12 protein-coding genes and 1 pseudogene are annotated in these 13,901 nt (G+C 67.7%); 6 read left to right on the top strand and 7 right to left on the bottom strand.

From position 1 onward, the window contains the following. Window positions 1-278: 278 nt before the first annotated feature. Complete coding sequence (locus ACFWSK_RS32215; protein ID WP_383794004.1) at window positions 279-1,526, top strand: esterase/lipase family protein; 1,248 nt, start codon at window positions 279-281, stop codon at window positions 1,524-1,526. Between the two features lie 814 nt (window positions 1,527-2,340). Here ACFWSK_RS32215 and ACFWSK_RS32210 read toward each other — a convergent pair. Next, entirely contained in the window at window positions 2,341-2,622 is a 282-nt protein-coding gene (locus ACFWSK_RS32210; protein ID WP_383794001.1) for a hypothetical protein, read from the bottom strand. A gap of 142 nt (window positions 2,623-2,764) precedes the next feature. Then, the gene (locus tag ACFWSK_RS32205) at window positions 2,765-3,319 is read right to left on the bottom strand and encodes a GNAT family N-acetyltransferase (RefSeq protein ID WP_383793998.1); all 555 of its coding nucleotides are present in this window, start codon (window positions 3,317-3,319) and stop codon (window positions 2,765-2,767) included. A 438-nt stretch (window positions 3,320-3,757) separates the two neighbouring features. Here ACFWSK_RS32205 and ACFWSK_RS32200 point away from each other — a divergent pair, with 438 nt between their 5' ends. The 3 genes from ACFWSK_RS32200 to ACFWSK_RS32190 all read left to right on the top strand — a co-directional run bounded on the left by ACFWSK_RS32200 (window position 3,758) and on the right by ACFWSK_RS32190 (window position 6,342). Further along, window positions 3,758-4,693: a hypothetical protein gene (locus ACFWSK_RS32200; protein WP_383793995.1), complete on the top strand. Its 936-nt coding sequence runs from the start codon at window positions 3,758-3,760 to the stop codon at window positions 4,691-4,693. A 671-nt stretch (window positions 4,694-5,364) separates the two neighbouring features. Continuing rightward, window positions 5,365-5,598 carry a hypothetical protein gene (locus ACFWSK_RS32195; protein WP_383793992.1) on the top strand — a complete coding sequence of 78 codons (234 nt, stop codon included), beginning with the start codon at window positions 5,365-5,367 and terminating at the stop codon, window positions 5,596-5,598. 9 nt (window positions 5,599-5,607) lie between these two features. Further along, complete coding sequence (locus tag ACFWSK_RS32190) at window positions 5,608-6,342, top strand: helix-turn-helix domain-containing protein (RefSeq protein WP_383793988.1); 735 nt, start codon at window positions 5,608-5,610, stop codon at window positions 6,340-6,342. 306 nt (window positions 6,343-6,648) lie between these two features. Here ACFWSK_RS32190 and ACFWSK_RS32185 read toward each other — a convergent pair whose 3' ends face one another. From ACFWSK_RS32185 to ACFWSK_RS32165, 5 genes and pseudogenes are all read right to left on the bottom strand, one after another. Continuing rightward, the gene (locus tag ACFWSK_RS32185; RefSeq protein WP_383793985.1) at window positions 6,649-7,473 is read right to left on the bottom strand and encodes a hypothetical protein; all 825 of its coding nucleotides are present in this window, start codon (window positions 7,471-7,473) and stop codon (window positions 6,649-6,651) included. A 131-nt stretch (window positions 7,474-7,604) separates the two neighbouring features. Then, on the bottom strand, window positions 7,605-10,274 hold the full coding sequence (locus ACFWSK_RS32180) for a Helicase associated domain protein (RefSeq protein WP_383793983.1): 2,670 nt from the start codon (window positions 10,272-10,274) through the stop codon (window positions 7,605-7,607). 448 nt (window positions 10,275-10,722) lie between these two features. Continuing rightward, a pseudogene (locus ACFWSK_RS32175) lies at window positions 10,723-10,860 on the bottom strand (IS5/IS1182 family transposase); the annotation flags it as partial. After that, a complete protein-coding gene (locus ACFWSK_RS32170; RefSeq protein WP_383794016.1) occupies window positions 10,797-11,288 on the bottom strand; it encodes a helix-turn-helix transcriptional regulator in 492 nt (163 codons plus the stop codon). The gene ACFWSK_RS32170 and the pseudogene ACFWSK_RS32175, both read right to left, overlap by 64 nt. A 255-nt stretch (window positions 11,289-11,543) precedes the next feature. Next, window positions 11,544-12,680: a hypothetical protein gene (locus ACFWSK_RS32165; RefSeq protein WP_383793981.1), complete on the bottom strand. Its 1,137-nt coding sequence runs from the start codon at window positions 12,678-12,680 to the stop codon at window positions 11,544-11,546. Window positions 12,681-12,914: 234 nt separating this feature from the next. Here ACFWSK_RS32165 and ACFWSK_RS32160 point away from each other — a divergent pair, with 234 nt between their 5' ends. Then, window positions 12,915-13,076 carry a hypothetical protein gene (locus tag ACFWSK_RS32160; RefSeq protein WP_383793978.1) on the top strand — a complete coding sequence of 54 codons (162 nt, stop codon included), beginning with the start codon at window positions 12,915-12,917 and terminating at the stop codon, window positions 13,074-13,076. A gap of 410 nt (window positions 13,077-13,486) precedes the next feature. After that, complete coding sequence (locus ACFWSK_RS32155; protein WP_383793975.1) at window positions 13,487-13,858, top strand: hypothetical protein; 372 nt, start codon at window positions 13,487-13,489, stop codon at window positions 13,856-13,858. Window positions 13,859-13,901 lie beyond the last annotated feature (43 nt).

Raw genomic sequence — 13,901 nt, 5'->3', positions numbered from 1 at the left:
GGCCGCAAGAACAACCAGCCCACTGCCCGCTATGACGTGCACACAGTTGGCAGACCAGGCTCCGCGAAGCGACGCACGAAGAAGTCAACGACCCCGCGTCCACGCCGCACAGGTTAAAGATCAAGCTAAGGGCCTGTTGCGAAAGTGCCGGTCACAGCCAAGAGCCGTTTCATCCACGGAAGAGTGATGTTGCTGGTTTATGGCGTGGTTTGGATGCTCACGCCGAGACGATATCCGTGTTCGGTGTGACCAGCCCGGCACCAAGGAGTCGTCGAAGCATGTCCAAGCCTGTTGTCAGTATCTGGGGCACCCCTCCGGGGGCTCAGCCCGCAGCCGCGGAAGCGGACCCGTGGGACACCGAGTGGGAGCTCCGCAACGGAAGCGCCTGGGTCTTCTACAGCTCATCCGGCCAGACGGCCGTCCGGCGGCCGGTGATCCTCGCCGACGGCTTCGCCGTGGGACCGAGCAACGGGCACGTGCTCTACGACGGCCTGGAGAACGGGGAGTACCCGTTCATCTCCACGCTGCGTGAGAACGGCTTCGACGTCATCCTCCTGGGCTTCAACGAACGCTCCGCATCCATCCTCGACAACGCCGACGTCGCGATCGAGTGCATCCGCAGGACGGTCGCCGACCGCGAGGGCGACGCCATGCTGACGGTGGGCGGCTTCAGCATGGGAGGAATGGTCACCCGCTACGCCCTGGCCAAGATGGAAACGCAGGAGGAGGACCACGAGACCTCCACCTACCTCTCCTACGACACCCCGCACTGCGGGGCGTGGCTGCCCATCGGAGTCCAGGCATATGCCCACTTCGTAAAGAAACACTGGGGCAACACCAACCCGCTCCTCAGCCTCTACTCCGACCTGGTCAACAGCCCGGCCGCACGCCAGATGCTGCGCTGGCACGTCGAAACCGCCACCGAGGTCACCCTCGACGTCGCCGCCGGCCAGGACCGGGCACGGACCGACTTCCTGGAAGCACTCCACCGGGTGGGCGACTGGCCCCGGCGCCCCCGCCTGCTCGGTGTCGCCAACGGAACGGGCACCGGCGCCGGGAACAACATCCCCGCCGCCGACACCGCGATGTCCGCCCCCGGGCCGAAGGTGAACGCCCACCTGCGCACCCAGGGCCAGGGAAAACAGACCGTCGCGCAGATGGCGAAGGCGTACCAGGCCGCCGTCTCGATCAACACCACCGGCTTCCCCGAACTCGACGGCGCTCCCGGCGGCCTCTTCCCCAAGGCCCCGCTCCTGGAAGACGCCGCCAACTTCGGCATGGCCGCCGTGCTGGCCGCGGTGATCAACGGGCAGTCGGCGGATCTCACCCACAACACCTCCACCTTCGTCCCCACCATCAGCGCCGTGGCGTCGGCCGGCATCGACGACCACACCGCCCTCTACGCCAAGGTCGACCGCGAGCGCAGCGACCTCCACGACTTCCTCTGCGCCACCACCAACGAAGGCCACACCGTCATGACCCCGGAACTCGGCCGGTGGATCCTGTCCCAGCTCCAGGAAGCGTAACCACCGGCCAAGGACGCCTTCGGCAGGCATGGTTTGCGACCATCGCTGCAACGCCGAACACAAGCCGCTGACACGCCCCCGACGGCGGCCTCGCCCTCCAGCACCACCAGGGCGAGGCCGCCGTCCCGTGCTACGGCCTACGGCCTGTTGTGAAGGTGCTGGTCATAGCCATTCGTTGATAGCTGCGACCATCACGGTCGCTTCGTAGCGGACGGCAAGCTTGTCGTACCTCGGGTCTTCCCTTCCCGGGCGGTGCCGCAGGGCCGTGAGGCACCGTGTGAACGTCTCGGAGCCCTTTCCGGGCCCCCCCGCTCTTCACCCCGGCCCGCGCTGGCGTCTCCTGGCCCCGCACAGTGGCTCGTGGCCGCACGCCCAGCTCCCTCAACCGTCGCTGCTGTCCGACGTTGAGCTGCGCCCAGTCACGCGCTTGTCGGACCGCCCAGCAGGCACTGGAAAGGATCGCCACCCTGAGCCTTCTCGCGCACTGGATCGACGAGTGTGAAGGCCCCCATCTGACCAGCGCCCAGCAACAGACCGGACTCCGGGCCTCAAGGGGCCGGGGTATCCGGTCATGGCGCTGGAAGCGGTCAAGGGCTGTCGGGGGTGGTCTGGGGGATCGGCACCTGCCTTGCCCAGTTGATGCCCAGTTCTGCGAGGGCTGCGATGTCCAGGAGCGGTTTTCCTGATCAGTAGGTGGGTGGTTGGCCTTGGTTGATCAGTTTGGTGCCTGGTAGTGGTGGCGCTTTAAGCCCCGGTTGCTACGGCTTGTTGATGGGGGCACGGAGGCTTGGCTGTGTGCTGAGCCGGCGCTTTGTCAGGTGGAGTGAGCGTTGGTCAGCTGCGGCCCGTCACCGAACGCGGGCAGCGCCCGGACCAGGACTTGCTCGTCGACCCCGCCCAGTCGGGCCAGCAACTGCCGGCCGACCGGGTTCAGCATCACCTCGGCATCCTCGCGCGGACCGGCCTCGTCCCGCGGCCGCGAACCTGACCAGGTCCACAGCGGCAGCAGTGCGCCGCGGGCCAAGCCGTAGCGGTCAGCGATTCGGGACAGGTACGACCACGTCGTCTCCGCGGCGACCGGAGCGACTCGGAGCACCCCTGGGCGCGGCATCCTCAAGTATCCGACCACCGGCTACACCGGTATCGGGTTCATGGAATGTGCGGCCACAGCGGACAGCCGCTCGATTCTGAGCGGGGCGGCAACGAGGCTGGATCCGACGGAGAGGCAGTCCACGGTCTCAGCCCCTCTTGATCTGTTTGTAGAAGAAGAACGCGGGCTGTTCGACGGTGGGAAGCGCCCACGATCTGCCCAGCAGGTCAGGCAGGGGCTGCCCGTCGGGGAGCACCGTGAAGCCGTGCCGGGTGTAGAACTCGCGGAGCTTCGCGGTCTCCAGATCTCTCGTGGCGTTGCCGAACCAGCTCCGGACACCTCGCTGCCTCAGCCGATCCTCCATTGCCCGAATCAGCATGCCCCCGATGCCCCGTCCCCGAAAGGCTGGCACGACTGCCATGAGGTCCAGTTCGCTGTGCAGGTCCATGACCGGCGCGTACTCCGGTCGCCGCATCATCGTCATGGAGACTGCGACCTGTGACCTGCACGTGAGGGCGGCCCCTGCGAGCTTGCCGGTGCCGGGGTCGTGGTAACACAGCACCAGTGGCGCGTAGAGGGGATCGTGCTTCACCCTCGGGACCGCAGTCGGGGCGATGTCATGGAACGAACCCTCAAACAGCGCCTGCGCCTCCGCCCGTTGGGCGTCGGTTATCGCCTCAGATATCGCCACTGCAGTGCTCATGCGGCCCCAGAGTAGGGCACCTGCGGTACCTCGCTGGCAATGCAGAACCAACGGCCAAGGCTGTCCGGCCGCGCTCGCACTGAGTACCTGGACGGGAACGCCGTATGACCGGCCAGTTGTTTCTAGACACCGAGCCAGATCCTGAAGACGTGCACGAGCGCGTTGCCGAGGTGAAGCCCCGGGCTGTGGGCGAGGCCCTGTCGGAGACCGCGCCCTACTGGACCGTCATGCGCTCCGCCGGCCGTGTTCCGGGCGCTGGGTTGCTCGTCGCGGGCAGGCAGCCCGCCCCCGCACACCACCGGCAGACCGCCCCCGCACCGCCAAGGACGCGGACGATAGGCGGCCCCCGCCGACGGGAGAAGCGCCCGTCCTGGGCCCTGGTGTCAGTGGCGAGTTCTATGCTCAAGAGTTCTGCAGCACCGAGCAAGGAGCGGGTCCATGGCCATCGACTTTGTCGCCCTACATGAGCCGCTTGTGGAGTGGGTCCACGAACAGACGGCCGCGAACTCGACGGAGTACGTGACGATCACTGCCTTCGGCGAACAGCACGGTCTCGACGAGCAGCAGTCCCATCGACTCCTGCTGACGTGCAAAGACTGGGGGCTGCTGAGCGATCGTTACGCCGGGATGGGTGATCCAGCGGCCAATCTGACCCCACGAGGAATGGAGTGGGTACAGGAACGCCTACGTCGGCGCGCTGACCCCCGAGCGCGCAGTGCCACTGCACGCAGAGGCCTGCTGACCTGGTTGTGGGAGCAGAAGAACGATGGCGCGGGCTACCCCGTTGTGGAGGGCGTCCTTCAGTCCCCGCACTCGCTCCACGAGGGAGGTCGACTGCTGCTGGAGGAGATCGATCGTGCCAGCGCCTACCTCCTCGCCAAGGCATTGATCACAGGAACCAAGACGGGACAGACCGAAGGGCCCGTACGAGCTGAGATTACGGCTGAAGGGCAGGACTGCGTGGAGCACTTTGACGGCGACGTGAGCGCGTACGAGCGTCGAAACAGCACCGGCAACACGACGTTCAACATCGGCGAGAACACGGGCAACATTGCCGCGAACAGCCGTGAGTTCACCATGAACGCCACGACCAACAAGGACGGCATCGACCCTGCGGCAGTCGTCATGCTCGCCCGCGCACTGCGTCAGGCCGCGCCTGCCTTGGAACTGCCGGAAGAAGACGCCCTCGAGTTCACCCAGCTCGCCACGCGTCTCGAAACCGAGGCCGCCAACGGCTCTCCCGACCTCAGCAGGCTCCAGCGTTGGGGTGGTTCCATCATCGGCATCCTCAACTCGCCCGTGGTCAGTGGAGCCCTGGGGAGCGTGCTCGCTGCATACACCGGGACGGTGCTTCCGGGCCTGCCTCCCGCGTAAGACCGCAACAAATGACCACGGGGTGTGCCGAAAAAGGAAAGTCATGCGGCCCACCCCGTGGTACTACGCCGCTGCTCACTCCAGTCCAAGGGCACCGACCAGGGGATGTTCCACCGCGGATCCACCTCCCTCAGCGCGGCTGTCGCAGTGAGGCTGGGCGGGCTGGTCGAGCATGAGAAAGCGGGGCTGCAACTGCGTCGCACGCCGAAGCATGCTGAGGGGCCGACCACAGTGGTCGGCCCCTCAGCATGTGCCCGGGTGCTGCCACGCACACCGGCACCGGAAGGTTCAGGCCCGTTCGGTAAGGAAGGAGTCCGCAGCCGTCGGGGAGGTGGAACCTGTACGGGGAGCGTCGCACTCCCTAGGTAGGGAGGCAAGCCAACGCCGTCCAAGCTGGGTCACGGGTGCATCAATCGGGCCGCCCCCTAGTGACTTTTTGTAATCATCGCAGGTCGCAGGTTCCAATCTGCGTGGACGAGCTGCGTAGACACGCACCAGGGCCGAGGGGCGGTCCGCAGGTGCATCAACTGCTCCGACTGTGACGGGACATGGGGCACTATGCAGTCACGGTTCGGGCGTGCCACCGCCCGAGCGTGATCGAAGGAGTCCGCAGTCGTCGGCGGCGGTACCCACGCGGGTGCCGCCGCCCTGATCCCCAAGGGGGACCTCGCATGAGCCGTAGGCGCCATGCTGCGGGTGTTCACACGCCCGCACCGCACCGTCTCACCGGTACTGAGACGGCCGTCATCATCGTCATCGTCCTGACCAGCGCCGCGCTCGCGTGGGGCGGCATGGACCCGAGCACCGTCCTGCAGCTGCTCGCCGGCGTGATCCTGATCTCGGTGGGATCGGTGGTGACTCTGCGCTGTGGGCGGCGGGTCCCGCTGGTCCTGCCGCGGATCTGAGGGAACGCCATGGGGCGTCCCGAGAAGCCGATCCGCACGTTCAACCCGTACTTGATGGTGCTGGCCACGTACCTGCGCGAGACGCGGGACGAGGCCGGGCTCACGTACGCCGAACTCGCGGCACGTACCCGTTTCTGGTCCGCGACCACCCTGCAGAGGGCGGCGAGCGGTGAGCGCATCCCGCGCCTGGAAGTGGTCGAGGCGTATGTGCTCGCCTGCGGACCGCGCTCGGCGGAGAAGGCGCGCCGACTCTGGCGCCAGGCCCGCTCCTACGAGCACGGCGCGGACTACACAAATGCGCCCCGGCCGCGGCTGGTGGACAGTGCGGCGGACCTGCGCACCGCGCTGCGCGCGACGTACTACAAGGCCGGCGCCATGCCTCTGCGGGAGATGGAACGCAGGGCAGGGCTCGGGCGCCTGCCGCGCACCACCGTGCGGCGCATGCTCGACGGCGCCACCATGCTCAACCAAGAGCAGCTGCGCTCCTTCCTCATGGTCTGCGACGTCCCCGAACGCGATCACCAGGATTGGCTCGACGCCTGGACCCGCGTCTGGAAGCGCAACACGGTCAACGACCTCTACGAGCGGAAGCTCGTGGATGAGCTGACCGTGCGGCTGGTGACGGGTACCAAGGCGCTGGGCCGTCAGTTCATGGACAGCCCCGCGTCGGCGAGGCCGTTCACCATCCGGCGGACGCTCCCGCGCGTCGGTGAGGTGCACCTGGGCAGGACATACGTCGGTTGAGACGTCGGTCCGAGGACCGCACGGCAACATCGCACAGCAGCCCCGGTCAGACCTGTTAGACCTAATAGGCCCGACCGGGGCTGACGTGTGCACCTGGCGCACTGGATCGACGAGTGCGAAGGCCCGATCCCCACGGAGGACTAGCGGCGCCACGAGTCGTATGAAGCATTAACGTCTGGACCTCACCAACCAGCGACCGGGCGAAGGCGTCAATTATCGGGGATGCACGCGCCGCCGGGCGGACAAGCCGCCCGCACAGGGGCGCGGGAAGTGCAGCGGGGCTCAGACAGGGCCGCCTTACGCCAGTCAGGCCAACGGCACGCTGTGGTCGGCGTGGATGGCCGTCCCGTCGGCCAGCCCCACGTAGGGCCGCATCTGTGTGTACGGGATGCGCTGCTCTCGCTCCACACGCCGCAGTTCATCGGCTCGGATCAGGAACCGTGCGGGAGGGGCGCCGGGGACGAGTACGTGGGGGAGCGGAGTAGCCCAGTTCTCACCTCGTGTGACGAACATGCGTCGGTCGCCGGGGAGCTCGATACCCCAGCTGGTGATGGCGATCGGCTGGTCACCAGTGTTGACCGCCTCCACGCTGACGAAATGATCTCCCAGGTCCTGACTGCCGTCGGGCAGGTCGTAGACAGGGATGGAGTTGGAGACATGGAGGACGACGCGGGGGCCTACGGGAGCGGGCAGATAGCTCGCGATGTGGAAACGGTTTTCCTGCTGGTTGTGGTTTCCGACCTGCAGGGCGGCGGGGCCGTTGAAGGTGTTGCCGACCACGCCTTGACGGGCCGCGAATTCCCGCTGCTCGGCCACCAGCGCCTGAAGCTCGGTCGCAACCTGCTGCTGCTCGGAGTCCTCCAGATTCTCCAGGAGCGACTCGAAACGGGTCTGCCACGATGCCTCCTGGCGCAGGCGCGTCCGCTCTGCATCGCCAGTGGTGTCGGCTTCTCCCAGCGCCTGCGCGGTGCGGTCCAGGCGCTCCAGCTCCGCACGCTCGCGCTGAGTGTCGCCGCGCCCCAGGAGACGGGCTGCGCGTTGCCGCAGACCGGTCCATGCGTCGGTGCCAGCGGCTTGGACGACGGCGGTACCGCCAGCTCCGGCCACGGCCAAGAGTGCTTCGGTGAGCATGTGCCAATCCTTCGAGTCCAGGAAAGCCGACCCCTCACGCTGCGGCTGCGGCGCTGAGGCTTGCGACCAGTGTCCCTGGCACCACCCACAACAGGACCCTTATCAGTAGTGCCAGGGGAGGGCCCTCTCTTCTACGCCCACTCCATGCCGAGCTCCCGGAGGGCGTTGAGCTGTTCCTGGGTGAGTTTGTCGCGGCGGGCTTTCGTGTTGGAGACCCATACGCCGAGCCTGACGACCACTGGCTCAGTCTCGCCGTCGATCGAGATCTCCTCGGCGTGCCCCCTCGGCACAGGCCGTTGGCCTTCCCGTTCCACCCACTGTGCGAGGGCCGCCAGGCCCCGCTGGAACGCCTGCTGGGCCTTGCCCGATCCCTTCGTCGACCGCGCAGCCGCCGGGGCGGGGGAGAGGGCTTCAGCGGGCGCCACGCCCAGCTTGGTCAGTCGTTCCTGCTGCTCGGTCGATAGCTGCGCCCAGGTGCCGGCCTGCTTCTGCCGCTGAAGCCACTTGCCCAGGTCGTCGCCGTCGAAGGTGACGCCCGGTGCGATGTGGGGCAGTACGCCGTCGGCGTCGACCAGGTCGGCGAGCACCTTGTAGTGGCGTTGCCAGTCCAGGGGCCAGGGGCAGTTCCAGTCGGGGTCGATCGCGGCCAGTTGCTGTGCGCGTTGCGCCGCCCGCTCGGGGTCCTTGCCGAGGCCGCCTCTGCGGCGGAGGTTGGCGAGGAGCTGTCCGATGGCCAGCTGCTCGCCGTCCCCCTGGCCTTCGCCCCAGACAGCGTCCTGCCGCGGGGCGAGGTGCCCGGTGGCGCGCCGGTACGACCGGAGGGCGGCGAGCTTGTTCTCCCATGCTTCGTCGCCGGGTTCCCACACCATTCCGGCCTCGTTCAGCAGCGTGGTGCGGTGGGGGTCGAGTTCACCTGCGCGGTGGGCGCGGCGTTGCTGGTGGACCCACCGGCCCAGGGGGTAGTCCTTCGTCACGCCGACTGCGGTCACGGTGTCGTAGGGGACGGCGTGCAGGCCGGTGATCCCGTTCTCGGTACGCCAGCGGAGCAGGGCCTGGTAGCCCTCCAGCCAGACGAGGGATTCGGGCCGGATGACGCGGCAGCGGGTCAGGGCGGCGATGTCGGCGGCGTCGCGGGGGGAGGCGAAGTTGACCACGATGGAGGTGACCCGGTCGACCTCCTGCTGCTCCTCGCCGGCCTCTGCGGGCATGTCCCCGTTCTCCGGGCCGGCTGCGGTGGCGGGGGTGGGGTGGACGTGGATGCGCCGGCGTTCGGTGCCGCGGGTCAGGGCGCGGGAGGCGAGCTGGTCGACCATGCGTTCGGAGTGCGAGCGCAGGGCTTGGAGGATGTCGACCAGGGGCTGGTAGCTGGCCGAGGCGACCATGTCCTTCGGGTCCTCCCCGGCCTGGAGGAAGACGGGGATGATGATCCGGGCGGTCTTGGTCGTGCCGTCGGGGTTGGGGCGCAGGGCGCGTCCGATGTTCTGGACGACGTCGACCTGGGAGCTGCGCGAGCCGACGATGCACACCGCCTCGACCCCGCGCAGTCCGGTGATGTCGACCCCGACCCCGAGCGCCCGTACGGAGGACAGGAACGCCCGGTGCACCCGCCGGTTCTGGGCGTCGATGCCGTTGGCGAACCGCTGGATCACCGCACGCCGGTGCGCGATGGGATGGTCCCCGCACAGCCAGTCCGCCCACACCCGGTCCGCAGGCACGTGACGGCCTTCCTCCAGCTCGTACAGCTCAGCGTCGATCGACGACGCGGGCAGCTCCTCCGCCCCGGCCAGCGCCGCCGCGGATGCTTCGGCGGTGTACAGCTCGGCGGCCGTGCGTGGCATCTGCTCGGCGAACGCCGCGGCCTCCTCGACCCGCTGGTGGAACACCATGGTGGTGTGCAGGTTCTGCTGCGCCGTGTGCTCCAGCAGGGCGGCCTGGAGCAGGGCCATGCGCCGGCCACGCAGTGCGTCCTCGGACAGGCCCAGGATCGGGTCCGGGTCGCGGATCTCCAGCACGTCGATCTCGAACCCCGCGAGGATCGACCGTTCCACCGCCTCCGCCAGACCGAGATCGAAGATCCGGGTGCCGTAGGTGCTGGAGTCGTCCTCCATCGACGCGATCACCACCTCCCGCCCGTCCCGGCCCCGCTGCGGCCTGGGCGCAGCGAGGATCCGCGGGGTCGCGGTCAGGTAGAGCCGGAAGTCGACGGGGATCCGGGACTGGTCGTGGATCGCCGCCCACGGCCGGCCCATGTCCCCCGCGGTCATGTGCCCCTCGTCCAGAATCGCCAGGTCGAACGGAGCCATCCGCTGCCCGTACAGCCGCTTCCCGCCCGCCAGAGCCGATTCCAACGGCCCAGGAACAGTTCGGCGACCAGTGACGTCGGCGGGGTCCTCACGGTCCACGAGAGAGGCGTACGTGGCGAACACGACCACCGGCCCGGTCCCGGCCCACAGGGCGAGCTGGATCGGGTTGGTGGTGGTGCGCACTGCGAGCTGTTCCAGGACCTCGTCCTTGTCCACCGAGCAGACCGCGACCATCGGCGTGCGGTGCCCGACCCGCCGCCAGGACTGGGCACTCTGCACGATCAGGTCCAGCGTGGGCACCATGACGAGGATCCGCCCTTCCGGGAAGAACTCCAGAGCGCACGCAGCAGTGGTGATCGTCTTACCGGACCCAGTCGCGGACACCCCCATGGCACGCGCCCCCTCCGGAGGCACGAAAGATCTTGCAGGAAATCCGACCCAGTTACGAAATCCCAACTTCTGGTCGACCTGGTGTTCCTTGAGTGGAACCAAAAGCATTTATAAGCCCTCCCCGATTCCTATTCCTACGGTCTTCCAGATGGCCGCGTGCGGAGTGCAGGCCGCGCCCAAGTCGTTCCGGATCGACACATCCGCCTTGTGCCAGCCGCCGGGCTTTCCGTCCTTGAAGGGCGGTCTGTCGTCCGGGTCGTAGTGCCCGGCACCGAGGGTGCGGACGACGTAGTCTCCGTCGCTGTCTACCGTTCGCGCGGTGCACAGTCCACTGGCTTCGCCCAGCGCCTCCAGCACCCGACGCCGCGCTGTGCGTCTTCGGGGCAGCGGCAGTGTTGCGCCAGCCACCGAAGGTCCTCTGCTGTGAGCCAGAGGGCTATGCGGCCTTTCGCGGCTTCTTCTTGCGGATTTGTGGGGGTGACCTCGGCCATGTGCGCCCCCTATAGAGGTCCGAAGCGTTCACAACGGGGCGGCTGGTTGCGGAGCGGCAGGCGCTTTACGAGTTCTTCCAGTTCGGAGTCGCCTCTCGCGTGAGTCTGCGGCTCATCCGGTCGATCATCGCCAGGCGGATCATGGCTTCGGAATGGTGTGGGTGGGTCTCGTAGTCGTGGGCCAGGCGGCGTTGGTGTATGAGCCCCAGCTCGGTGCGCTGTGGCGCGGCATCAGCGCACGGACCGTCTGCTGAAGGTCCGCGATGTGCTCGGCCCGCGCGGCGAGCTCCGCCCGCAGATGCCGGGTTTCCGCCTTCGCCAGCTGCCGCCCGTGCTCGGCCTCGGCCACCGCCAGGGCGTGCTCCTGCCGCACCCGCTCCAGCTCGGCGCGCAGCGCGCCGACGTCATCCTGGCCGTGCTGGTGCTCCTGGCGTTGGCCGCCGGTCCCGGCGGTGTCGGGGCCGGCGGGAGCTTTCAGCCTGAACCCGGCCGCGAGCAAGTCGTCCACCGGGATGAGCCACCCCCGGGTCTCGTCCGAGACCGCGCCGGGCAGGTCCCCCGCCTCACGGCGACGGCGGATCGTGGACCGGCTCACACCGCACGCGGCGGCAGCCTCCCGCTGAGTCAGCATCGGACGCTTCATCCCCCTATCCTCCACGCCCCGACCTGCACCGCCCGTCGCGCCTGCCGGTCCGGTCGGGTGACCCCCAGCTGGCTCTGTACACGAGAACGGGAGGCGCCCATCAACGATCAGGATTCACGGCGAGAATCCCTGCCGCTTGATCAACACCGATGAGTTCAGAGGTCGCTGACGGATGCTCGGTGGTACGAGGATCTCCCTCGACAAAGCGTGCTGGGCCCAGGGCAGCGGCGTGTGGTGCGCGCCTCACTCGTCGGCCGATGCGTGGCTGGTGCGGCGTTCGGGATCGTGCTGCGCGCGCTTCGTGGCGGCATCGGCGAGTGCCTCTCGACGATGGGTGAGTTCCCGGTCGAGCGTCTGCAGGGCGTCCTTGGCGAGCCCATCGTCGGTCATTTGCCAAAAGTGCGGCTCGTAAAGCTGGCGGACGCGAGTCGGCTGGGGGAAGAGCGCCGTTATCGCGGGATCGCCGATCTTTTTCAAGGCAGTTGTTAGCCCCTCGGGCAGTCGGGCGTGGCGGATGAGGCCGAATTCGAGAAGGCGCTGACAGCCGTCCTCCCAGGCATCGTCACGCAGGCCGAAGCCCTGCATGCGGGGCCGCGTGGTGAGGAAGACGCCCGACACGCTGTGCTTCTTGGGCGCCCACTGGCTCAGCATCCTCAGGATGAGCCACGTGGCGACCTCGGAAGGATTGAGCACCTGGATCCAGCCCTTCAGGAAGAAATCCTTGGGGAGCGTGATCGTCTTGGCCACTGTCCAGCTACGGACGGGGACGGAGTAGACGTCCGGGGTCGGCATATCGCCCCGCCCGCCTTCCCCCATGAGCGAGAAGTCCTCGTACAACCGCTGTCTGCGCGCGCCCCGAGGAATAGAGACCAAGGAGTCTTCTTGGCCGAGTTCCTCCAGAGTTCTCAAAGCTCCCTTGACCTGCCGAAGCCGCAGGTCCTCCAACTTCCTCGTGCGCCACCGCTCCTCCGCGCGCGCACTACCACGGAGCTCCGGAGGCATGTTCTCCAACACAGCGTCGTACGCCCCCGACGCTGTGTCGTACGCACCGTCGATGGCAACGAGGGTTGACCACGAGTCGGCTCCCTTCAGAGGGCGACCGTTCTGCCAGAGGTCTCCTGTGTCCTGTCGGCACTGCGCCTCGAAGACCGCCAACAAGTAGAAGCGCAGCGCCAACCCCCGCGGAAGGACTAGCTTGGTGAGTCTCGACCGCTCCCCGTCGGCCTGCAGCAAAACGCTGCGCAGGACGATCGAATCCGGTTCCTTCCCGGCCTTCCAGATCCTGTCCAGGGCCTCAGACGCTTTCGCGACCGAGCCGGTCCTCCGCATCTGCTGCAGCCGACGCAGTCTGCGCTCGTTCGTCTCCTGTGCGTCAGCCACGAAGGAAGATTAGCGTTTTGATCCCGTCGTTTTGCTCCGGGTTAAGGACTCAGAGTCCTTAACCCGGATCAAAACGTTGATCACGTCCCTGATGAGCACACTTCCAGACGCCTCACCATGGACTCCAGGCCTGCTCAACGCAGGCTCGGCGGCCATGTCGTTCGTATAGACACGAACGGCCCCGGGGTCCATCCGGGGCCGCCTGCTCGAGGAGCTCTTCAAGGAGAACAGTACGTGGCCAATTTCAATGACCCCCAGCTCCTGCCTCAGCGCTGGGCGATCATCCTGCTCGCCGGCGGCCTGGCGGGCATCCTCGTCCTGAGCTTGGCAGGCCCGCTGCCCGGGCTCGGCGCCGCAGGCGCGACGGTGCTCGCTCTGCACCAGCTCATGGCATAGCGAAACCAGTGGAGGGTACTGCCGGTACCCTCCACCGGCACCGTCGGGCGCCCCATGTCGGCCGGAGGCGGGAGCGGTGAGACGGACGCCAACGGGTACTCAATCGCGAGCACGGGTACGCGTACCGACGCGCCAGGCGATGCCCCCTCAACCTCGACCATGCTGACGGTGCCCCCCCCGGCCGACCTGGACGTTCTCGCTGGCCTCCCTAGGGCTGGTTCACAGGGATCACAAGCAACGGCCGCCCGGGTCCCGCTGCCCGTCCTACGCCTGACCGGTCGAGTCGACGACCGGGACCTCACTGACGTTCGCCGTGCGACGACCATGTCCGGCCTGCCTTCTGGAAGGGCCGCCGGGGCGACGTTCTGGGCTGTATGCTCGCGGCTGTGAGTCCGACGAGAATTGTGAGCATGGAGATTGCGGAGACTACCCACAATCAGGTGGCGCTGTTGGCGCTGGCCTGGGGGGTTTCCCAGAGCGAGGCGGTGCAGAGGCTGGTGGAGCACTTCCAGCGCACTTCCACCCCCAAGAAGAGCCGCAAGGAGGGAATGATCGATGTGCATGCCTCGTACGAGGGGGTGCGCGTCGAGGGCTTCTACGATCCGGCGGCGGAGAGCGTGACCGTGCCGGAGGGGCCGGCGCAGGGGCTGTACAAGTCCCCGAGCGGCGCGGCCGCCGCGGTGCTGCGTGCGCAGAATCCCAAGGTGAGTTCCAGCCGGAACGGGTGGTCTTTTTGGATCATTACGGACACCGGCAGCCCGTTGCAGACGATCCGTCGCTGAGGAGGCGGGCGCGGCAGCGCAAGAGGGCATGCAGGTGAAGCCG

This window comes from Streptomyces sp. NPDC058620, assembly GCF_042717135.1.
GTDB lineage: Bacteria > Actinomycetota > Actinomycetes > Streptomycetales > Streptomycetaceae > Streptomyces.
Note: the sequence above shows the minus strand (reverse complement) of the source record. Positions and strands in the feature narration are given on the sequence as shown.

What these genes read in the sequence shown, in the direction of transcription:
- ACFWSK_RS32185 (WP_383793985.1), bottom strand. Translation starts at nt 7,473, where the DNA reads ATGCTCACCGAAGCACTCTTGGCCGTGGCCGGAGCTGGCGGTACCGCC.
- ACFWSK_RS32195 (WP_383793992.1), top strand. Translation starts at nt 5,365, where the DNA reads ATGAGCCGTAGGCGCCATGCTGCGGGTGTTCACACGCCCGCACCGCAC.
- ACFWSK_RS32170 (WP_383794016.1), bottom strand. Translation starts at nt 11,288, where the DNA reads ATGCTGACTCAGCGGGAGGCTGCCGCCGCGTGCGGTGTGAGCCGGTCC.
- ACFWSK_RS32215 (WP_383794004.1), top strand. Translation starts at nt 279, where the DNA reads ATGTCCAAGCCTGTTGTCAGTATCTGGGGCACCCCTCCGGGGGCTCAG.
- ACFWSK_RS32180 (WP_383793983.1), bottom strand. Translation starts at nt 10,274, where the DNA reads ATGCTTTTGGTTCCACTCAAGGAACACCAGGTCGACCAGAAGTTGGGA.
- ACFWSK_RS32200 (WP_383793995.1), top strand. Translation starts at nt 3,758, where the DNA reads ATGGCCATCGACTTTGTCGCCCTACATGAGCCGCTTGTGGAGTGGGTC.
- ACFWSK_RS32190 (WP_383793988.1), top strand. Translation starts at nt 5,608, where the DNA reads ATGGGGCGTCCCGAGAAGCCGATCCGCACGTTCAACCCGTACTTGATG.
- ACFWSK_RS32205 (WP_383793998.1), bottom strand. Translation starts at nt 3,319, where the DNA reads ATGAGCACTGCAGTGGCGATATCTGAGGCGATAACCGACGCCCAACGG.
- ACFWSK_RS32155 (WP_383793975.1), top strand. Translation starts at nt 13,487, where the DNA reads ATGGAGATTGCGGAGACTACCCACAATCAGGTGGCGCTGTTGGCGCTG.